This window comes from Rhodococcus sp. NPDC056743 (assembly GCF_042790355.1).
In the GTDB taxonomy this organism is placed as follows: Bacteria; Actinomycetota; Actinomycetes; order Mycobacteriales; family Mycobacteriaceae; genus Rhodococcus_F.
This window is the reverse complement of record NZ_JBHTZI010000007.1, coordinates 192,274-212,429: the sequence shown is the minus strand read 5'-3', so window position 1 is coordinate 212,429 and position 20,156 is coordinate 192,274. Positions and strand designations below refer to the sequence as shown.

20 protein-coding genes are annotated in these 20,156 nt (G+C 63.4%); 6 read left to right on the top strand and 14 right to left on the bottom strand.

The features are described from left to right. Nucleotides 1-186 precede the first annotated feature (186 nt). Together ACFRFQ_RS17580 and ACFRFQ_RS17575 are read left to right on the top strand one after the other, a co-directional pair. A complete protein-coding gene (locus tag ACFRFQ_RS17580; protein ID WP_378660090.1) occupies nt 187-1,611 on the top strand; it encodes an amidase in 1,425 nt (474 codons plus the stop codon). Nucleotides 1,612-1,616: 5 nt separating this feature from the next. Beyond that, entirely contained in the window at nt 1,617-2,177 is a 561-nt protein-coding gene (locus ACFRFQ_RS17575) for a TetR/AcrR family transcriptional regulator (RefSeq protein WP_378660087.1), read from the top strand. Here ACFRFQ_RS17575 and era read toward each other — a convergent pair. The 5 genes from era to ACFRFQ_RS17550 form a co-directional block, all read right to left on the bottom strand. Then, on the bottom strand, nt 2,174-3,091 hold the full coding sequence (era, locus tag ACFRFQ_RS17570) for a GTPase Era (protein WP_378660084.1): 918 nt from the start codon (nt 3,089-3,091) through the stop codon (nt 2,174-2,176). The two genes, ACFRFQ_RS17575 and era, sit on opposite strands and share 4 nt — an antisense overlap. Before the next feature lie 50 nt (nt 3,092-3,141). Beyond that, the gene (locus tag ACFRFQ_RS17565; RefSeq protein ID WP_138872900.1) at nt 3,142-4,446 is read right to left on the bottom strand and encodes a hemolysin family protein; all 1,305 of its coding nucleotides are present in this window, start codon (nt 4,444-4,446) and stop codon (nt 3,142-3,144) included. 22 nt (nt 4,447-4,468) lie between these two features. Beyond that, nucleotides 4,469-5,011, bottom strand: coding sequence for an rRNA maturation RNase YbeY (gene ybeY, locus ACFRFQ_RS17560; RefSeq protein ID WP_138872899.1), 543 nt, complete (start codon nt 5,009-5,011; stop codon nt 4,469-4,471). A 48-nt stretch (nt 5,012-5,059) separates the two neighbouring features. Next, on the bottom strand, nt 5,060-6,148 hold the full coding sequence (locus tag ACFRFQ_RS17555) for a PhoH family protein (protein ID WP_378660079.1): 1,089 nt from the start codon (nt 6,146-6,148) through the stop codon (nt 5,060-5,062). Between the two features lie 118 nt (nt 6,149-6,266). Next, nucleotides 6,267-6,947, bottom strand: coding sequence for a TetR/AcrR family transcriptional regulator (locus ACFRFQ_RS17550; protein ID WP_378660076.1), 681 nt, complete (start codon nt 6,945-6,947; stop codon nt 6,267-6,269). Nucleotides 6,948-7,046: 99 nt separating this feature from the next. On the opposite strand from ACFRFQ_RS17550, the gene ACFRFQ_RS17545 reads away from it, so the two are divergent. Beyond that, nucleotides 7,047-8,651, top strand: coding sequence for an MFS transporter (locus ACFRFQ_RS17545; protein ID WP_378660073.1), 1,605 nt, complete (start codon nt 7,047-7,049; stop codon nt 8,649-8,651). Here ACFRFQ_RS17545 and ACFRFQ_RS17540 read toward each other — a convergent pair. The 5 genes from ACFRFQ_RS17540 to hrcA all read right to left on the bottom strand — a co-directional run bounded on the left by ACFRFQ_RS17540 (nt 8,643) and on the right by hrcA (nt 13,842). Beyond that, a complete protein-coding gene (locus tag ACFRFQ_RS17540) occupies nt 8,643-9,416 on the bottom strand; it encodes an alpha/beta hydrolase (protein ID WP_378660070.1) in 774 nt (257 codons plus the stop codon). The genes ACFRFQ_RS17545 and ACFRFQ_RS17540 overlap by 9 nt on opposite strands. A 14-nt stretch (nt 9,417-9,430) precedes the next feature. Continuing rightward, a complete protein-coding gene (locus ACFRFQ_RS17535) occupies nt 9,431-10,669 on the bottom strand; it encodes an Ig-like domain-containing protein (protein WP_378660612.1) in 1,239 nt (412 codons plus the stop codon). A gap of 134 nt (nt 10,670-10,803) precedes the next feature. Continuing rightward, entirely contained in the window at nt 10,804-11,565 is a 762-nt protein-coding gene (locus tag ACFRFQ_RS17530; protein ID WP_378660068.1) for a 16S rRNA (uracil(1498)-N(3))-methyltransferase, read from the bottom strand. A gap of 2 nt (nt 11,566-11,567) precedes the next feature. After that, nucleotides 11,568-12,719, bottom strand: a complete 1,152-nt coding sequence (gene dnaJ, locus ACFRFQ_RS17525; RefSeq protein WP_378660065.1) for a molecular chaperone DnaJ — start codon at nt 12,717-12,719, stop codon at nt 11,568-11,570. Nucleotides 12,720-12,798: 79 nt separating this feature from the next. Next, the gene (gene hrcA, locus ACFRFQ_RS17520; protein ID WP_033232979.1) at nt 12,799-13,842 is read right to left on the bottom strand and encodes a heat-inducible transcriptional repressor HrcA; all 1,044 of its coding nucleotides are present in this window, start codon (nt 13,840-13,842) and stop codon (nt 12,799-12,801) included. Between the two features lie 97 nt (nt 13,843-13,939). Here hrcA and ACFRFQ_RS17515 point away from each other — a divergent pair, with 97 nt between their 5' ends. Beyond that, nucleotides 13,940-14,263, top strand: a complete 324-nt coding sequence (locus ACFRFQ_RS17515; protein ID WP_033232977.1) for a type II toxin-antitoxin system VapB family antitoxin — start codon at nt 13,940-13,942, stop codon at nt 14,261-14,263. Here ACFRFQ_RS17515 and ACFRFQ_RS17510 read toward each other — a convergent pair. The 3 genes from ACFRFQ_RS17510 to ACFRFQ_RS17500 form a co-directional block, all read right to left on the bottom strand. Then, entirely contained in the window at nt 14,260-14,895 is a 636-nt protein-coding gene (locus tag ACFRFQ_RS17510) for a hypothetical protein (protein ID WP_378660061.1), read from the bottom strand. The two genes, ACFRFQ_RS17515 and ACFRFQ_RS17510, sit on opposite strands and share 4 nt — an antisense overlap. Before the next feature lie 61 nt (nt 14,896-14,956). Further along, nucleotides 14,957-15,766, bottom strand: a complete 810-nt coding sequence (locus ACFRFQ_RS17505) for an ABC transporter permease (protein ID WP_378660059.1) — start codon at nt 15,764-15,766, stop codon at nt 14,957-14,959. After that, nucleotides 15,763-16,710 carry an ATP-binding cassette domain-containing protein gene (locus ACFRFQ_RS17500; RefSeq protein ID WP_378660056.1) on the bottom strand — a complete coding sequence of 316 codons (948 nt, stop codon included), beginning with the start codon at nt 16,708-16,710 and terminating at the stop codon, nt 15,763-15,765. Before ACFRFQ_RS17500 ends, ACFRFQ_RS17505 begins: the two co-directional genes overlap by 4 nt. 94 nt (nt 16,711-16,804) lie before the next feature. Between ACFRFQ_RS17500 and ACFRFQ_RS17495 the strand changes: the two genes are divergently transcribed. Further along, a complete protein-coding gene (locus ACFRFQ_RS17495) occupies nt 16,805-17,497 on the top strand; it encodes a TetR/AcrR family transcriptional regulator (RefSeq protein ID WP_378660053.1) in 693 nt (230 codons plus the stop codon). Nucleotides 17,498-17,759: 262 nt separating this feature from the next. Continuing rightward, on the top strand, nt 17,760-18,572 hold the full coding sequence (locus ACFRFQ_RS17490) for an RCC1 domain-containing protein (protein WP_378660050.1): 813 nt from the start codon (nt 17,760-17,762) through the stop codon (nt 18,570-18,572). Nucleotides 18,573-18,576: 4 nt separating this feature from the next. On the opposite strand, the gene hemW is transcribed toward ACFRFQ_RS17490, so the two are convergent. Further along, complete coding sequence (gene hemW, locus ACFRFQ_RS17485; protein ID WP_378660047.1) at nt 18,577-19,779, bottom strand: radical SAM family heme chaperone HemW; 1,203 nt, start codon at nt 19,777-19,779, stop codon at nt 18,577-18,579. Nucleotides 19,780-20,156 lie beyond the last annotated feature (377 nt).

Below are 20,156 nucleotides of genomic sequence, written 5' to 3'. Positions count from 1 at the left end.
GCAGCCATGACGCACTAGGAGCGCTCTCCCAGCTTTGACCTGAAAAGGTCCGCTTTGACGCTCTCTGACGATCCGTTTACACACCGAACAGGCGTCTTGACGGGATCTTGACGCACCCACCACCGTCGTCGATACTGAAATGCGTTGCTGATCGGTCGCTCGACCAGTTCCGGATAAAGGAGTTCTATGCCGCCGAGACCGCACACGGAACTGCGTCATGCCCCTACCTTGATCGATCAGGTAGCCGGCTTGGCGTCCGGCGCTTCGTCGTCCGTCACAGCCACGACCGAGGCACTCGACCGCATCGATGCAGATCAGCCGACACTCAACGCATTCAAGATCGTTCGCCGTCAGCGCGCCCTCGAGGAAGCCGCCGACGCGGATCGCCGGCTTGCCCGCGGCGAACGACTCCCACTCCTCGGCGTACCCATCGCGGTCAAGGACGACGTCGACATCACCGGCGAACCCACAGCATTCGGTTGCCCGGGCGACTTCCCCGCCAAGACGGAAGACTCCGAAATGGTCCGACGGCTGCGAGCCGCCGGCGCCGTGATCGTCGGAAAGACCAACAGCCCGGAACTGGGTCAATGGCCGCTCACCAGCGGTAGCGCCTTCGGGTACACCCGCAATCCGTGGTCGCGTGAGCACACGCCCGGCGGCTCGTCCGGCGGTACGGCAGCTGCGGTTTCAGCCGGATTGGTCAGCGCCGGAATCGGTTCCGACGGAGCCGGGTCGATCCGGATACCGGCGGCCTGGACCAATCTGGTCGGTATCAAACCGCAGCGCGGACGCATCTCCACGTGGCCCGACGCCGAAGCCTTCTACGGCCTGACCGTCAACGGACCACTCGCACGCACGGTCGCCGACGCCGCGCTCCTCCTCGACGTGGCAGCCGGAAACCATGACGGCGATCTGCACACGCCGGCGCCGGTCACCGTCAGCGACGCTGTCGGTGACGACCCCGGAAAGCTGAACATCGCTCTCTCCCTGCGTAATCCCTTCACCGCCACACCCGTCACACTCGATCCCGAAGTGCGGCGGGCCGTCTATTCCGTCGCCGACACCCTGCGCAGCCTCGGCCATCGCGTCGTCGTGGACGATCCGGCCTACGGACTGGTCTTCGGCCTGAACTTCCTGCCACGCTCACTCGCCGGTGTGCATGATTGGCTCGGGCGACTCCCCGACCCGGCGCTGGCAGATCCTCGAACTCGCGGAAATGCACAGAGCGGCAAGCTACTTCGTGGGGCGCCGTTGCGCGCCGCCCGGGCAGCCGAGCCCCGAATGCGCCGGCGCATCGGCGCGATCTTCGACAAGTACGACGTTGTTCTCGCCCCCACCACGGCGACTCCGCCGATCCCGGTCACCGCTATCGACGGCATCGGCGGATGGGAAACCGACAAGGTCATGACCGCGGCCTGCCCGTATGCGTGGCCGTGGAATGTCCTCGGCTGGCCATCGATCAACGTCCCAGCGGGATTCAGCAGCGCCGGACTGCCGATCGGAGCACAATTGATGGGTGGCGAGAGCACCGAGCCGCTGTTGGTTTCACTCGCATCGCAACTGGAGTCGGTGCTCCGCTGGGATCAGAGTCGTCCTCAGCAGTGGTGGTGAGCCGAATGGCCGCAGCAGACATCCGAACAAGCATCCTCGACGCGGTACTTCACATCGTTGCCGCCGAAGGCATCTCCGGCGTGAGTAACCGTCGTATCGCATCCGAGGCCGGGGTATCGCTCGGCTCCGTCACGTATCACTTTCCGAGCCAGTCGGACATGCTCCGGGCTGCACTGTCCCGGTTTGCCACCGAGGAGTCTGCTCGCATTCTCGAACTCGTCGACCAGTACCGCAACCAGGATTTGAGCGTCGACGATGCCGCGGCCGCCACGGAAGGCATCGCGCAGGACATTGCCTTTGTCGTCGAGCGGATAGCACCGTTCGAAATGTTCATCGCTGCGGGCCGCGATCATGAACTCCACGAGATAGCGGCGGAGTGTTTTGCCTCCTACGACACGTTGGCTGTCGCTGTGCTGACTGCTCTCGGGGCGCCTGATCCGGAGTCCGTCGCGTCGTACTTGGTCGCGATGATCGTTGGCCTGCAATTGCGGCGCCTGGCAACAGGGATCGACAACGCGGATGTCGCGTCGTCGATCCTGTTGGTCCTGAAAGGTGCTGCGCCCTAGAACCCCAGCCGGCCCAACTGCTTCGGGTCGCGCTGCCAGTCCTTGGCCACCTTCACGTGCAACTCGAGGAAGATCCGCACACCGAGGAGCTTCTCGATCTGCAGGCGTGCGGTGGTGCCGACTTCCCGGAGGCGTGCTCCGCCCTTGCCGATGACGATGCCCTTCTGGCTGGGCCGCTCGACGTACAGCAGAGCGTGGACGTCGAGCATCTCGCCCTGCTTCTCGGTGCGTCCCTCGCGCGGAATCACCTCTTCGATCACCACGGCGAGGGAGTGCGGCAATTCCTCGCCGAGGCCCTCGAGTGCGGCCTCACGGATGAGTTCGGCCATGAGCACCTCTTCGGGCTCGTCCGTCAGTTCGCCGTCGGGATAGAAGGCCGGGCCCTCGTCCATCAGCCCGGACAGCACGTCGACCAGAATTTCGACCTGCTCGCCGGACTGCGCGGACACCGGCACAACCTCGCACTCGGGTCCGAGCAGTGTGGACAGTGCCAGCAATTGCTTGCCGACGGCGTCGCGGCTGACCTTGTCGATCTTGGTGACAATGCCGACCAATGTGGTCTTGGGTGCCATCTGACGGACCTGCTGCACAATCCAGCGATCGCCGGGACCGATGGGCTCGTCGGCCGGAATACACAGGCAGATGACGTCGACCTCGGAGTAGGTGTCGCGAACCAAATCGTTGAGGCGCTGGCCGAGCAGCGTGCGCGGCTTGTGCAGACCCGGTGTGTCCACCAGGATCAACTGGGAATTCTCGCGGTGCACGATGCCGCGGATCGTGTGGCGTGTCGTTTGCGGACGCGAGGACGTGATGGCGATCTTGCTGCCGACCAGCGCGTTGGTCAACGTGGACTTACCCGTATTGGGCCGACCCACGAAACACACGAACCCCGACCGGAATTCCTTGTTACTCATACCTGCTCCTCTTGAACGTCTCGCTCAGTCATCTCGCTCAGTCATCTCGCTCAGTCATCGTTGTCTTCTGCCGCTTCGTCTTCCGAGCGAGGCGCACGCTGCACGAAAACCGTGCTGATGCGTACGCGTCCACGGCCGGTGTTGGTGCCCTCACCGCGCAGGATCAAACCGTCGTACTCCACCTCGGATCCGGGTAGCGGCACCCGGCCGAGCACGTAACCGATCAACCCGCCGACGGTCTCGACTTCGTCGTTCTCGAGCTCCAGGTCGAACAATTCCCCGAGGTCCTCGATGGGCAGGCGCGCCGAGACTCGGAACATCCCGTCCCCGAGATCTTCGACGGGTGGCGTCTCGTCTTCGTCGTATTCGTCCGCGATCTCACCGACGATTTCCTCGATGACGTCCTCGATGGTTGCGAGGCCGGCAATTCCGCCGTACTCGTCGACGAGGATCGCCATGTGGTTGCGGTCGCGCTGCATCTCGGAGAGGAGGCTGTCGAGCGGCTTCGAATCCGGAACGAACACCGCGGGACGCATGATGTCGCAGACATTGACGCTACGGCCGCCGTCGGGCAGGTGGTACGTCTGCTTCACTAGATCCTTGAGGTACACGACGCCAAGAACGTCGTCGACGTTCTCACCGATCACCGGTAGTCGCGAGTGTCCGCTACGCACCGCCAACGACGTCGCCTGTCCGGCGCTCTTGTCGTTCTCGATCCACACCATGTCGGTACGCGGCACCATCACCTCACGCGCGGTGGTGTCACCGAGGTCGAAGACCGACTGGATCATCCGACGCTCTTCGTCGTCCACGACGCCACGGGCCTGTGCCATGTCGACAAGTTCGCGCAGTTCGATTTCCGACGCGAACGGTCCGTTCCGAAAACCTTTACCTGGTGTCAGCGCATTACCCAGAAGAATGAGAATGCGGCTGATCGGTCCAAGCAGAACGCCGATCCACAGCAGCGGCAACGACGCCGTCAGGGCGATCGAGTACGCATGTTGACGACCGAGCGTTCTCGGCCCGACACCGATCACCACGTACGAGACCAGCACCATGACAGCAGCCGTGGTTGCCAGAGCCCATCCCATCGACATGACGTCGATGAGTGCGCCTGCCAACACGACTGTTGCGGTGATCTCGCACAAAATGCGAAGCAGCACCATGAGATTCACGTATCGCGGGCGGTCGGTCAGGATGCGTTGCACGCGCTCGGCGCCTGCCCGCTCCTCTTTTGCCATCTCGTCGATACGCGCCGACGAGATGGTGTTGAGCGCCGAATCCACGGCGGCGAACAATCCACCGACCGGGACAAGCGCAACGGCTAATACCAACAGCGCGATGGCGCTACTCACTACAGATCCCCCGGCTGTTCGATTATCGGTCTGCGCCGTCGACGAACCCGGTCTTGCCGAGCAGTTTCTGATCGCGCTCGGCCAGTGCGGCCTCGCGGTCGATCCGGCGCAAATCCTCGTACCACTCTTCGAGGAGGCTGTTCTGCAGTCCGAACATCTCCTTCTCCTCTTCGGGTTCCGCGTGGTCGTAACCGAGGAGGTGCAGCACGCCGTGAACCGTCAGCAACGCGAGCTCGTGAGCCAGTGAATGCCCGGCCTTGTCGGCCTGATCAGCAGCGAACGACGGACACAGGACGATGTCGCCAAGCATCGACGGTCCGGGTTCCGGAGAATCCGGGCGTCCGCCCGGCTCCAGTTCGTCCATCGGGAAAGACATGACGTCGGTCGGGCCCGGCAGATCCATCCACCGGACGTGCAGATCCGCCATCGTCGCGGAGTCGACGAGAACCATCGACAGCTCGGCCGCCGGATGGACATCCATCCGTGCGATCACGAAACGGGCGACACTGATCAACTCCGGTTCGGAGATGTCCATGCCCGATTCGTTCGAGACCTCGATGCTCATGTGCGACGCTCTTTCCTGGGAAAAGTAGGGATTGGTGCGTCGCTCAGCCTACCGTCGAGGTGAATGAGCATGTGCAGCGCGGCGTTGTGCCCGGTTGCCAAGCCTGGGCTCTCCGTCGCGATCCGTTTCGTGGCGTTCGTAGGCGTCGACGATGTCGGAGACCAATCGGTGACGCACGACGTCGCTGCTGTCGAGCTTCGCGAAGTGAATATCGTTGATGCCCGTGAGGATTTCGGATGCCGCCCGTAGGCCCGATCGCGCGCCGCCCGGCAGGTCGACCTGCGTGACGTCTCCGGTGACGACGATCTTGGATCCGAAGCCGAGCCTGGTGAGGAACATCTTCATCTGTTCGGCCGTGGTGTTCTGCGCCTCGTCCAGGATGATGAAGGCATCGTTGAGTGTGCGACCACGCATGTACGCCAGTGGCGCCACCTCGATGACCCCCGCCGCCATCAATTTCGGAATGGCTTCGGGATCCATCATGTCGTGCAACGCGTCGTGAAGCGGGCGCAGATACGGGTCGATTTTCTCGTGCAGCGTGCCCGGCAGGAATCCCAACCGCTCGCCGGCCTCGACGGCCGGACGGGTCAAGATGATGCGGGAGACCGACTTGGACTGCAAGGCCTGCACGGCCTTGGCCATCGCGAGATAGGTTTTGCCGGTGCCTGCCGGCCCGATGCCGAAGACGATGGTGTTCTCGTCGATCGCGTCGACGTAGCGCTTCTGGTTAAGCGTCTTGGGACGAATGGTCTTGCCACGCCGCGACAGAATGTCAAGCGAGAGCACCTCGGCTGGCGACTCCCCGACCTCGTTGGTGAGCATGCCGATGGTTCTGCGGACGGCGTCGGGGGCGATGGGCTGCCCGCGCCTGGCCAGCACGGCCAACTCGGCAAATACTCGTTCTGCGAGAGCAACGTCTGCTGGTGTTCCGGACAGTGTGATGGTGCCGCCACGAACGTGAATATCGGCAGAAAGCTCACGTTCGATCGCGGTGAGGTTTTCGTCCGTCGATCCCAGGAGTTGACGCACGGTTTCCGGCGCCAGGTCCATACTCGATCGGACGGTGCGCTCTGCGGGCAGAGCGCGCTCGGTAACGGTGGATGTACGGTTGCCGCCGAACTCACTGTGTTCACTCACGTGGAGAATATGGCCTGCTTCCTGGTCCGAAAGAGCCCGCTCGACCCGTGGGCTCCGATACTTCGAAGTCTAGCGTCCGAGTCCGACACCGCCCACTTGTTAATCCGCGGGCACCTTGTCATTCCGCGGGCGCAGCGGGCGGCACCGACTTTCGGATCCATTTCCAGGCGTCCACGACGATCTCCGCGCTCCGCTCCGGGCTGATCCCGACCAGCACGAGGCACACGATCGCAAAGGACTCTCCCGAGTCGGTGATTACCCCGCTGTTGGCCTGGTCGAACAGCGTGATCGTCACCGATTCGGTCATCGCGACCAAGGTTTCAGCCGGTAGATAGGTCGAGAAGGTTCCTTCTCGCTGACCCTGCTCGACCACCCTGATGCTCAAAGCGCGAGCGGGTTCCATCAGGTCGAGGATGCGCTGCTCACCCAATTCCTTGCGGGCGAAACTGAGTAGCACCCGGAACCTGTCTCCCACCGGCCAGGCCAACAATGCCAGTACCGCGGTTGCCAATTCCGGATTCTCGGGAGGCTCCCCCGCGCGACTCAAAGCCGCGACCAGATCAGCGGATGCCTCGTCCACGATGCCGTTGATCAGGGCGTCGCGGCTCTCGAAATGTGCGTACACGGTCCGCCGCACGACGCCGGCGGCTTTTGCCACGTCGTCCATGCTCGCGTCGGGATCGGCCGCGAATGCCGTGATCGCCGCTTCGATGATGCGGCTTCGATTCGCCCGCGCCTGACTGCGACGTTGACGCGTTCCCGGCGCAGCTGTTCCCGATTCCGTCAACGCGCTGTCCACCTTTCCCGATGTGATCTGAATCAATGATAGTTGCACAATGCTGTGCAAGTTATTAACTTACACAGCAGTGTGCAAATTGATCAGAAACGGAGTCGAGCCATGACAACTCTCATGAGCAAACCGGTCGCAGAAATGGACCAGCCGTACTCACGGCGATGGGCAGCACTGGGGGTGTTGTGTCTGAGCCTGCTGATCGCCGTCATGGCAAACACTGCGCTGATCGTCGCGGCACCGGATATGACGCGCGACCTCGGACTCACCAGCACACAACTTCAATGGGTCATCGACGGCTACACCGTCCCCTACGCTGCGCTGATGTTGCTGTTCGGCGTGATCGGCGACAAGTACAGCCGCCGCGGGGCCCTCCTCGCCGGACTCGCTGTCTTCGCCGCGGGCGCAGTCTTCGGCAGCATCGCCGACACCACCAACGCCGTCATCGCAGCGCGCATGATCATGGGCGTCGGCGCCGCGATCATCATGCCCGCGACGCTGTCCCTCCTGGTCGCGACCTTCCCGAAATCCGAACGCTCCCGCGCCATCGCAGCCTGGGCGGCCACCTCAGGTCTCGCGATCGCGCTCGGCCCCTTACTTGCCGGCTGGATTCTCGAAAGTCATTCGTGGAGCGCCACATTCCTGATCAACGTCCCGATCGCCGCGGTCGCCGCGCTTGCGGCTGTGTTCCTGGTTCCACCGAGCAAGGCCGAGCACCTCGGCCGCATCGACTGGATCGGCGGCGCGCTGTCGGTTGTCACCATCGGCGCACTGGTCTACTCGATCATCAACGGCTTTCACTTCGGGTGGACTGCCGGACCCATCGGCGCAGCAGCGCTCGCCGTAGTCGGCCTCGCGATGTTCGTCGTCTGGGAACTGCGTCACCCCCAACCACTGCTCGACGTCCGTAAGCTCGGTCAGCGCGTGGTCGGCGGCGCAACTCTGGCGGTGCTGCTCCTTTTCCTGGCCGCTTTCGGCGCTATCTACTACATCTCGCAGCAATTCCAGTTCATTCTCGGATACGGGGCGCTCGAAACCGGTGTTCGTCTGTTGCCCTTGGCAATTGCCGTGTCGATCGGCGCAGTAGTCAGTGGCCGGATCACCCCGCTGATCGGTGTCCGCGCATCCATCGTCGGCGGCATGTTCATCGCTGCGATCGGCGTCCTCATCCTCACGCAGGTGGACGGCGACTCCGGCTACTGGATGTTCGCGGTCCCGCTGATCCTGCTCGGTCTCGGGATCGGTCTCAGTGAACCACCGGCCACCGACGCCATCATGGACAACTTCTCCGAAGACGATCTCGGAGCTGCGGGCGGTCTCAACGACACCGCCATCGAACTCGGCGGATCGCTCGGCATTGCCATCCTCGGCTCGATTCTGGCTGCGAGCTACAAAGATTCGATTGCGGGTTTCATCGGCGGAATGCAGGTCCCGGAGCTGACCGGCGAATTGGCGCAGCAAGCCGCCTACGCGCTGGAGGTGTCCGGAGAATCCGTCGGCGGCGCTTCCTTGGTCACCGAAGAGTTGGCAGGCAACCCCCTGGTCGCAGCTCAGGCCCAGCCGCTGCTCGATGCGGCCGGTACCGCGTATGCCGACGCGATCTCGGCCGCGAGTTGGGCAGGCGGCCTCGCACTGCTAGTCGGCGCGATCGTCGTCGCGTTCATCCTGCCGGGCAAGAAGGCCACTGTGCAAGAAGGCCCTGTGTCAGTCTGACGTGATCGGGGCCAGCGGGTCTTCGTTGAGCACCAACTCGCGGGAGACCCGCCACGACTGCGTCGTGGGCGAGAGAAATGCGTCGTGCCCCTCGCCCTCGACCACTCTCGAGACCGCGGGATCACCGGCCGCCTGCGCCGCTGTCACATACCGGGCACTGACTTTGGCCGGCACTTGCATGTCGTCGCTGCCCGTCACACAGACGACGGGCACACCGATCGGCAACCGATGTTGCGGTGACGCAGTGCGATACAGATCAGGATCGGATTCGAAGGGAACACCGAAGAGATCCTCGATGTAGCTGATGCGTCGACCACGCTCGGCCGCCGACGCCAGATCGAGTGCGGCGGCTTGAGCGACAACGCGTTCCGGCCGGGTGAACAGGTCATTCTCCCCCGCCAACCAAACGGCGAGGTGCCCACCGGCGGAGTGCCCGAGCAGGCGAACCTGCGTCAGATCGAATTCGACCTCGGACGCCTCGGCCACAATCCCGGGAATCGCGTCGTACGCAGCTTTCACGTCGGCCGACATCTCCGGCCAGCCGCCGCCGGCTCCGAGTCTGCGGTACTCGATGTTCCACACCGCCACACCGGATCGTGCGAGTTCGACGGCAAATGCGGTGCCGAGAATCAGGCTGTACTGACTACTCCAGAATCCACCGTGTACCTGCATGACAACAGGAACCGGTCCGTCGGCAGTATCGGGAACGTACAGATGGCCGAACTGCTGATTGTGGGCTCCGTAAGCAATCTTGATCCGTGGCACCAGGAAAACCTAGCTCAGGCGAGCGCGCTGCCTGCGGCCCACTCGGCCCACGACAGGGTCCAGTCGCCGTTCTGCCACACCTCGAGCGGTGCGCCACCGGTGTTCTTGATCTCGACGACGTCACCGGGCTGCGCGAAGTCGAAGAACCACTTGGCATTGGCCGCACTGAGATTGAGGCAACCGTGCGACGTGTCGGTGTTGCCCTGAGCCCACACCGTGCTTTCCAACTCGTGCAGGTAGATACCGTCGGTACTGATCCGCGTCGCCCAGTTGATGGACTCCTTGTACCCGAGGCGCGAGTTGATCGGCAGGCCGTACGTCGACGAATCCATGATGACCGGGTTCGCCTTGTCCATCACCGTGTACGTACCGGGCTGGGTCCAGAAGGACAGTGTTGTGTCGCCGATGGTTTCGGTTCCGCCCATGCCCATGGACGTCGGCATTTCCTTGATCACCTGACCGTTTTCGTACACGGTCACCATCTTGGTGTTGTCGTCGGCAATGGAGATGTGCGAGTCACCGATCGTGAAGGCGACCGTGTCGTCCTGCTCTCCGTACAGGCCCTTGCCCAACTCTTTCCCGTAGATGTTCGCGCTCACCGACACCGTGGTTCCCGGCGTGTAGTACTCCTGCGGGCGCCAGTGCACGTTCTGACTGTCCACCCAGTACCAGGATCCGGTGACCGGCGGATTGGTCGTCACCACCAGCGACTTCTCGGCAGCGGCTTTGTCGCCGATCGATTCGTCGAAGTGAACCGCGACGACGGTGCCGACGCCGTACGTGCCACCCTCGGAGATGGACGCGCCGCCGGTGGTGTTGATGTACGCACGCGTCTGATTGCTCGGCGCGACGGTTGTGAGCGTCGTGTTCTTGGTTGTGGCAACACCATTCGCGTCGACCGCATCGACAGTAAGGTCATAGGACTTGCCGTAGCCGAGTGGTTCACTCGGCTTCCACGCGGTCTTGTCCGGGGTGATGATTCCGGAGACGTCCTTACCCTCCGGATTGGTGAGGGTGACGCTCGTCAAGGTGCCCTTGGCGACCTCGACGGTGATGGGGTCGAGCGGATTGATCGGAGTGCCACCTTCTGCAGGAGACACGGAGATGACAGCGACACTGGCCGCCGTGGTGGCAACAGCACTCGCGGCCGGATCGGCCTTGTCGTCGGTGGATACGGTGCACCCCGCAGCCAGCATCATTGCCGCGACGGCAGCCACCGCGACGGCAACTCGCTTATGCGCACGTGAGCGCATCATTCCTCCTGAGATTTCCGAACGAACCCGCGGAATGCCGCCGGGCGATTTCAACGATAGTGCTCCTGGCTGACACTTCGCTGAGCGCAAGGTCTCAATCGGCTTGAAAATCACACGGCTTGAAGATCACACGCTCAGTGCAGTGGTCGTGGTCCCCAGCGATCGGTCAGGACACCGATAGCCCCCAATGCAACTGCACCGGCCGTCGACGTCCGCAGAACAGTCGGGCCGAGCAGAACCGGAGTTGCGCCGGCCGCCGAGAGCGCTGCGATCTCCGAGTCGTCGAGCCCACCTTCGGGTCCGACAACGAGGAACACCTCGTCAGCGCCGGCGAGTGGCAGTGCGGCCAACGGCGTCGTCGCGGACTCGTGCAGAACGGCGACGACGGCGCCTCGGGCCACGGCGTCGCGAACCAGCGCAACCACAGCCGTGGTCTTGTGCAGTTCGGCGATCTCCGGAACGAATGCCCGACGCGACTGCTTGGCCGCCGACACAGCGGCGCTGCGCCAACGAGCGACACCCTTGGTGAGCTTCGCGCCCTCCCATTTGGCGACGCATCGCAGTGACTGCCAGGGAATGACGGCGTCGACACCGGCCTCGGTTGCCAGCTCGACAGCCAACTCGGAACGTTCGGCCTTCGGCAATGCCTGAACGAGGGTCACCAGCGGCTTCGGCTGCTCGAGTACCTGTACGTCACTGACCAGAAGTTCCAGGCGATCTTTCCCGGCGCTGGTCACCTCGGCGTCGGCGACGCGTCCACGGCCATCGGCCAACACAAGCCGCTCACCGACACCGATCCGGCGGACGGTCGCCGCATGGCGACCCTCCGGACCGTCCAGAACTGCAGTCTCCCCGACACCCGGAACGGGGTCGAGGAAAAAGACCGTCGCAGCCACCGTCAGCGGCCGCTGAATGCTTCGCGAAGACGCGAGAACAATCCGCCACTGTTCTGCGAAGCGGTGGAGACAACTTCGGCCTCGTCACGATCGCGGAGCAGCTTGAATTCCTTGAGCAACTTGGACTGCTTGTTGTCGAGACGACTCGGGATGACCACTTCGAGGTGAGCGTGGAGATCGCCGCGAGTACCGGACCGCAACTTCGGCATACCGTGTCCACGCAGGACAGCGACGTGACCGGGCTGAGTTCCTGGTTCGATGGAGATTTCCTTGGGTCCGTCGATGATGGTGTCGACGGTAACCGTCGTACCCAGTGCCGCATCAACCATGGGGACGCGAATGGTGCAGTGCAGATCTTCGCCGTCGCGGACGAAGACCTCGTGCTGCTGCTCGACGATCTCGACGTACAGATCGCCGGGATGTCCGCCGCCGGGGCCGACCTCACCCTGCGCGGTCAGGCGGATACGCATGCCGCCGGCAACACCTGCCGGAACCTTCACGGTGATGTCACGCTTTGCACGCACGCGGCCGTCGCCACCACACTTGTGGCAGGGATCCGGGATGGTCTCGCCGGCGCCGCGGCACGTGGGGCACGGACGTGAGGTCATGACCTGACCGAGGAACGAACGCTGGACCGACTGCACTTCACCGGCCCCGTTACACGTCTCACAACGGACTGGCTTGGAATCACCGTTCGTGCCGGCGCCTGTGCAACTGTCACACAGAATCGCGGTCTCGACGGTCACGTGCTTGCTGACGCCCGTCGCACATTCTTCGAGAGTCAGTTTGGTACGCAGCAGGGAATCGGCACCGGGCTGCACTCGTCCGCGAGGTCCACGGCCCGCGCCACCGCCGCCGCCGAAGAACGCCTCGAAGACGTCGCCGAGGCCACCGCCGCCGAATCCACCGCCGAAGCCGCCACCGCCGCCTCCACCGGATTCGAGGGGATCGCCGCCGAGGTCCACGATGCGACGCTTCTCCGGATCGGTGAGAACCTCGTACGCCGTCGAGATCTCCTTGAACCGGGCCTGCGCTGCCTCGTCGGGGTTGACGTCAGGGTGCAGTTCGCGAGCCAGTTTGCGGTATGCGCGCTTGAGTTCCTGGTCGGTCGCGTTCTTGTCGACGCCGAGCAATCCGTAGTAATCCCGTGCCACGTTTTTTCTCTCGTCCTTCTCTTGCTTCTAGTTTTCCTCGTACCTCACGAAGAGGCGCGTGGGCTGGTACCGACGCACGTCATCGTTCGGAGAGGACTTCGCCGATGTATCTGGCAACGGCGGCAACCGATGCAATTGTTCCCGGATAGTCCATCCGAGTGGGACCGAGCACACCGACACCACCGAAAACGGTACCGGCCGCACCGTAGCCCGTCGAAATCACGGAGGTGCCGCGCATTTGCTCGACCTGAGTTTCTTCACCGATCCGGACGGTCACCATCCCGGCGTTCTGGGTCGAGGCCAGCAGTTTCAGCACCACAACCTGCTCTTCGAGCGCTTCGAGCACCGCCCGCAACGAGCCCGGGAATCCAGCCAGCCCGGAGAAGTCGGAGGCATTACGCGTCAGGTTGGCCGTTCCGCCGAGCACGAGACGCTCCTCGGGATGCTCGACCAGTGTCTCGACCAGGATCGTCGCGGACCGGACAACGGCGTCGCGCAGATCGTCGGGAGCCTCGTCGGCCAGTTCGGAGACGGCGATGGACGCGGCGGCCAGGCGCTTGCCTTCCAGCGCGCCGCCCAGCAGTGCACGCAACCTGGACAGATCCTCGTCCACGAGGACGTCGCCCAACTCGACGATGCGCTGATCGACTCGCCCGGAGTCGGTGATGAGAACAAGCAGCAGCCTCGCCGGGGTCAACGCCACCACTTCGAGATGACGGACCGACGACGCCGACAGCGTCGGGTACTGAACCACGGCTACCTGCCGGGTCAATTGGGCCAGCAGACGCACACCGCGCCGCAGCACGTCGTCGAGGTCTACGCCGGATTCCAGAAATTCCAGAATGGCTCGGCGCTCAGGTCCGGACAGCGGTTTGACGTCCGCGATGCGGTCGACGAACTCGCGATATCCCTTGTCTGTCGGCACGCGCCCCGAACTGGTGTGAGGCTGGGCGATGTAGCCCTCGGCTTCGAGAAACGCCATGTCATTGCGCACGGTGGCGCTCGACACGCCAAGATTGTGACGCTCGACCAGAGCCTTCGACCCGACCGGATCCTGCGTGGAAACGTAATCCGCGACGATCGCCCGCAGGACCTCGAATCGCCTGTCGTCGGTACTCGACATAGTTGCGACCTCCGTTTCCTGCGCTCTGTGCACTGATCTCAACTGGCAGTCTAATCGCCCGAGCGCCAGTCTCGGGTGTTGCCCTTACTGTGGAGTCATGATTTTCAAGGGCGTTATGGACGGCAAGCCGTATCCCGACCACGGACTGTCCCTTCGTGACTGGTCCAAATTTCCGCCGCGTCAGGTCCGGCTCGACGAGATCGTGACCACCACCAAGGTCCTCGAACTCGACCGCCTGCTGTCGGAGGACTCCACGTTCTACGGCGATCTCTTTCCGCATGCCGTCCAGTGGAAGGGCACCCTGTATCTCGAAGACGGCCTGCACCGGGCGGTGCGTTCAGCGCTGCGAAATCGTGTGGTTCTCCATGCTCGCGTCTTCGACTACGACGCGATGCCCGGAATCATCGAAGGTTCGCACTAACCGATCTGCAGCGATGCAAGCAAGGCAGGATCAGCCTGGCCGGGCCACGTACCGGTCAGGGTGAGACCGCCCAACTCCGCTGCGGCGTCGACCACCCTGACCACCGTCAACTCCAACGGACCGGACGTGATCGTGGTCTCCGAATCCACTGTCGAGCACGTCACCGCCGAGCACGTCACCGCATCGATCGCCGGAACCTCGCCGGATCCGCTGCCAACCACGTGTGTTGTGACCGCCCTGGCGCTGCCGGGATTCGCGAACTCCAGTGCCGCTTCCGTTCCCCCGGAGCGGATGGTCGTTGCCAGTGCGAGGACATACGCAGGGTCGCAGCACGCGTCGTAGACCCACCGCTCGCCCAGGACGGAATGGTCCATGGTGGAGATCAGGAAGGCTTCCGCGCCGGCGAGTGGAGCGCCTCGGTACGTGAGCGGAACCTGGAGAACGGAGCCGTCCGCCGTGCGGAGCAGATGGGTCTCGATGCCGACCTCGCCGTCCGGATCATCGAAGCGGTACGCGTCAATGTGATCGAGACTCGACGTATCGGCGGATCCGACCCACGGTTGCTCAGGCACCCACGCCCTGAGTAGGTCGATCTTCGACGGATTCAGTGTCGCGCTGTGTATGAGGGCCACGTAGCTGAGATTACGCGGGCAGTGCGGTTACACGGGCAGTGCGGTCACACGGGCAGCGCGGTCACTGCGATGAGGAGTAGCGCCGCACCGCAATCGGAACCGCGACTGCAAGAAGCACGGCAGTCCAACCGAACGCTGCTGCAACGGGATGTTGCATGGGCCAGGATGCATCGGGCGCAACACCGGCACCCGAACCGAACAGCTCACGCAGGGCCGCTACGACCGCACTGACGGGATTCCACTCGGCCACCGTCGCAACAACACTCGGCATTGTCTCCGTCGGGACAAAAACGTTCGAGAGCATGATTGTTCCGAAGATCAGCGGGGCGAGTTGCTGAAGCATCTGCTCGTCCCGGATTGCGCTGCCGAGCACGATCCCGAGCCACGCCAGTGCCCATCGAAATGCCACGAGCAGCAGTATCGCAAGGGCCACGTCCGTGGCCGACGCATCGATCCGCCATCCGGACAGATACCCGACTCCCGCCATGGCCGCCAAAGCCAGTACGCCGGTGACGGTTTCCGCCAACGCCAGACCCGCCGGCATAGCGACGGGTCGGATAGGCAAAGTGCGTAGTCGGTCGGTGAGACCACTGTGCAGATCCGCGTTCACTGTCGAAGCAGTGACCACCAAGCCCATCGCCGCCACCAGAACAAGCACTCCCGGAGTGAGATACGACCGATACGCGGCCCCGTCGGCACCACCGGACAGTGCGCCACCGAACACGAAACCAAATAGCAGCATCATGCCAAGGGGCGCAGCAAGAGTCACCGCAACCAGTGCAGGCGCGTGGCGATACACCGCAACGATCCGCAGGAACAGGATTCGAGTGCCGGTGAACGCCGAGACGGCAGTTCGGGTGGGTGTAGTCATGCGGAAATCCTCTCGCTGGTGTGGCCGGTGAGGGCCAGGAAGGCGTCGTCCAGTGTTGCCCGGCGACGTCCGATGTCCTGCACGGCAATTCCCGCGTCGTCGAGCGCTCGCAGTATCGGCAGCAGCGCGATCGACTGCCTGTCGAAGGCAAAGGACAGTTCCGTCGCCGACACGTCAGAATCACCTGGCCGGCCGCCGAATCGCCCGATAATCTCGGTGACGTCAACGCATCGCTGCTCGTCGACGATCACCACGTCGAGTCCTGTCCCGGCTACCTGGACGATCTCGTCCGGCGTTCCGGCAGCGACCACCCGTCCCGCGTCGATGATGGTGACGGTGTCCGCCAACTTGTCAGCCTCGTCGAGGTATTGAGTTGTCAACACGACGGTTGTGCCGTCGCTCACGAAACTTCGTACGTAGTCGTAGATCTCGTGCCGGCTTCTCGGATCGAGACCCGTCGTCGGCTCGTCGAGGAACAGAACTGCGGGGCGCACCACCATTCCCGCTACGATGTCGAGTCGCCGCCGCATACCGCCGGAATACGTTTGCACCTGCTGGTCGGCGGCATCCACGAGTTCGAATCGTTCGAGTAGTTCCTCCGCGTGCCGCCGTGCAGCCTTGGGCGCATACCCATTGAGCCTGCCAAACATGGTGAGGTTTTCCGCGCCGGTCAGACGGGGGTCGACGGCATGGAACTGTCCGACCAACCCGATGTTCTTCTTCACCTGCGCGGCGTCGCGGACGGTGTCGAGACCGAGAATGCGAGCACTACCCGCACTCGGCCGCAGCAGCGTTGCCAGCATCCGCACGATCGTTGTCTTGCCGGATCCGTTCGGCCCGAGCAGTGCGTGAACGCTCCCCGCGGGGACGCTCAGATCCACACCGTCGACCACCGTGCATTTTCCGTAACGCCTGGTGAGTGATTCCGCTTCGATAGCCGGCACGTCAACCTCCTAAATTGGGAACAGTGTTCGCAATAAAAGAATAGACAACTGCGAACGATGTTCGCAACTTCCGAAGTGAGGCATGCTTGGTGCTATGACCAACGCCGGACCACCGGCCTCGCTGTGGCTGCGAGGCGAGGACACCAAACGAGGACCCCGCCCCGCCTACACGCTGGAACAACTTGCCGATACCTGTGTCCGAATCGCCGACGCCCAGGGACTCCGCGCGGTGTCGATGCGTCTTGTCGCGCAGGAACTCGGGACTGCCGCAGCTTCGCTGTACCGGTATGTCAACGGCAAGGACGATCTGATGGCGCTCATGGCCGACTCCGTCGGCGCCGAATACGACTACCCAGCTTTGACCGGGGACGTCCGCACCGACATCCTCGCAATCACCGTGCAGTCACGGGATATTCACCGCCGACACCCCTGGCTGAGTCAGATCCAGCCCACCAGCCTCGGCCCGCAGTCGATGCGATACCTCGACCAGATGGTCGGCGCGCTGTCACCGACCGGGTTGAGTGCCCCAGCGACGATGACCGGAATCGCGTTGCTCACGGGATGGGTAACCAGCTTCGCAGCACAGGAAGCCGCCGGCCTGTCCGCCGGTTCCTCGGCCGACAGCGGAGCCGAACACATCAGCGCACTACTCACTCAGGGCGACTATCCATATCTGGTTGCGCTGTATGCAAGCGCCGATATCAACTCGTCCGCAACGGAATCGATCGACAACAACACAGCATTCGAGGCCGGAATCGACGCACTGCTGTTCGGCATCGCCCAATAATCGAGCGCCTCACCACCACTTCTAAAACGGCCATTTTCGTCCACACATACGCACTGGACAAAAATGGCCAGAAATAATGCGTGCTTTTGACCGAACTGTCCGTTATCTTTGCTCAGTGGTTACCGTCGGTGCCACACCGCCCCTGTGCGGAATTTTGCCGCAGAGAGGCACTGCCATGGTTCACCGGCGCCGACTACGCCCCGGCAGTCGTTTACAGGGTCTCGCAGTCATAGTGACTGGAGGTGTGCTCACCGTCGCTGCTGTGGCGATCGCTGCGGCCAGACCGGATGACGTGCCGGTCGAACCACTCGGAAACTCGACGTACTGGGGATGGGACAGTTCCGCGCTGGTCGCGAAAACCCCGCAAGGTAGTGGCTTCACTGCTTATGCCGAGGGCGGCAGCCATTCGCTGGCGCTGAAATCCGACGGCACCATCACCTCCTGGGGAAACGACGGCTCCAAGCTGGTCGCGAACACTCCCACCGGCAGTGGCTTCACCGCCATCGCCACCGGCACCTACCACTCGGCGGCGCTGAAAGCCGACGGCACCATCACCTCCTGGGGCTGGGACACCTACAACCAGGTCACGAACACTCCCACCGGCAGCGGTTTCACCGCCATCGCTGCCGGTGACAGCCATTCGGTGGCCCTGAAATCCGACGGCACCATCACCTCCTGGGGAGATGACGGCTTCAACCAGGTCACGAACACCCCTGCCGGAAACGGGTTCACCGCCATCGCCGCCGGCAACTACCACTCGGTGGCCTTGAAATCCGACGGCACCGTCGTTTCCTGGGGAGGCGACAGCCACCGGGTAGTCACCAACTCTCCTCAGGGCAGCGGCTTCACCGCTGTCGCCGCCGGCGCGCACCACTCGGTCGCCCTGAAGTCCGACGGCACCATTACTTCGTGGGGCTGGGACAACAACAGACAGGTCACGAATACGCCCAGGGGTAGCGGCTTCACCGCCATCAAGGCCGGCGCGAACCATTCATCAGCCCTGAAAGCCGACGGCACCATCGTTTCCTGGGGAGACGACAACGTCACGCAAGTGACGAACATCTACCCGAAGTAGCCACTCAGGTCAGTACCGTGCGGATGACAGCGTCGGCGAGCAGTCGACCACGATCGGTCAGGATCAGATGATCGTCATCGACGATCGCCAAACCATCCGCAACAACCTGATCGGCCGAATTACGTTCGGACACAGTTAATTCCGACAGCGGCAGTCCGGTGCGCAACCTCGCGGTCAGCATCACCCGCTCCATGTGAATGTCGTCGGCGGACAGTTCCTCACTGCCACCGACGGGCAGTTCACCCTGGGCGAGCTGCTCCGCGTAGCGCGCCGGATGCTTGACGTTCCACCACCGCACTCCGCCGATATGACTGTGCGCACCGGGGCCGGCACCCCACCAGTCGCCGCCGTCCCAGTAACCGAGGTTGTGACGGCAACGCGTATCCCCCGACTCCACTGTTTCCGCCTTGGCCCAGTTGGAGACCTCGTACCAGTTCAAGCCCGCCGCGGACAGGCGCGCGTCGATCCGTTCGTATCGCGACGCCAAGACATCGTCGTCGGGAGCGGGCAGTTCACCACGACGGACCTTGCGTGCCATCGCGGTACCGTCTTCAACGATGAGCGCGTACGCCGAAACGTGGTCGACGCCGGCCGAGAGCACCGCGTCGAGAGATGCGTCGAGATCCTCGTCCCGCTCCCCCGGCGTTCCATAGATCAAGTCGAGATTGACGTGCGCGAACCCTGCGGCGCGAGCCTCTTTGGCGGCCGCCACTGCCCTACCCGGCGTGTGGGTGCGATCCAGGATCTTGAGCACATGCTGGGCCGCCGACTGCATGCCGAGAGAAATTCGCGTGAAACCCGCGCTCCGCAGAGCGTCGAAGAACTCCGGCGACGTCGATTCGGGATTCGATTCCGTCGTCACCTCTGCACCAGCCGCCAGGCCGAAACTGCTGCGTACCGCCCCGAGCACCTCGGACAGGCCGTCGCCGCCCAGAAGCGACGGAGTGCCACCGCCGACGAACACCGTCTCCACTGCCGGAGCCCCCGTCATTGCTGCCGCGAGGTCGAGTTCGCGTTTGAGCCCTTCCAACCAAGATTGCGGAGACGCCGAGGTCCCCAACTCGCCGGCCGTGTACGTGTTGAAGTCGCAGTAGCCACACCGCGTCGCGCAGAACGGGACGTGAACGTAAATTCCGAACGGCCGCGTCCCGACGCCCTCGATCGACGCAGCGGGCAACACGAAGGGGGTTGTAGCGGTGGCATTCACTCCACCAGTCTCCCAGCATCACGCGCGCCCGCCTATTCGCCAACCAGGTCCGACCGCCAAGTCCCCTGAGCACGCTATTTCCCCCAAATTTCGTGGAAATAGGTCCCCGAGTCGGAATTATCGAGTTGACGTGGCACAATGGTCCGCATGACCGGACTCGGAGTACGACTTGTGGCGCGTCGCCACGTCGACTTCAAGCGCGTGTGCAGTTCCACGTGTCTGCATTGTTGTTGCTGTTGATCTTCATCTGATCAACCAGCCTTCCCCGCTCATCTCCACCTGTTTCCCCAGCCTTCAGCGTTTTTGCTGCCTGCTTGGTGAGCACATCTGCCGGCCGCAAGCCTTTCGAGCCCGAGGACAGCCCCCTCACTCGACAC

Coding starts and splice junctions, on each gene's coding strand:
- hrcA (WP_033232979.1), bottom strand. CDS start 13,842: ATGTCGAGTACCGACGACAGGCGATTCGAGGTCCTGCGGGCGATCGTC.
- ACFRFQ_RS17575 (WP_378660087.1), top strand. CDS start 1,617: ATGGCCGCAGCAGACATCCGAACAAGCATCCTCGACGCGGTACTTCAC.
- ACFRFQ_RS17580 (WP_378660090.1), top strand. CDS start 187: ATGCCGCCGAGACCGCACACGGAACTGCGTCATGCCCCTACCTTGATC.
- ACFRFQ_RS17545 (WP_378660073.1), top strand. CDS start 7,047: ATGACAACTCTCATGAGCAAACCGGTCGCAGAAATGGACCAGCCGTAC.
- era (WP_378660084.1), bottom strand. CDS start 3,091: ATGAGTAACAAGGAATTCCGGTCGGGGTTCGTGTGTTTCGTGGGTCGG.
- ACFRFQ_RS17515 (WP_033232977.1), top strand. CDS start 13,940: ATGATTTTCAAGGGCGTTATGGACGGCAAGCCGTATCCCGACCACGGA.
- ybeY (WP_138872899.1), bottom strand. CDS start 5,011: ATGAGCATCGAGGTCTCGAACGAATCGGGCATGGACATCTCCGAACCG.
- ACFRFQ_RS17535 (WP_378660612.1), bottom strand. CDS start 10,669: ATGCGCTCACGTGCGCATAAGCGAGTTGCCGTCGCGGTGGCTGCCGTC.
- ACFRFQ_RS17505 (WP_378660059.1), bottom strand. CDS start 15,766: ATGACTACACCCACCCGAACTGCCGTCTCGGCGTTCACCGGCACTCGA.
- ACFRFQ_RS17495 (WP_378660053.1), top strand. CDS start 16,805: ATGACCAACGCCGGACCACCGGCCTCGCTGTGGCTGCGAGGCGAGGAC.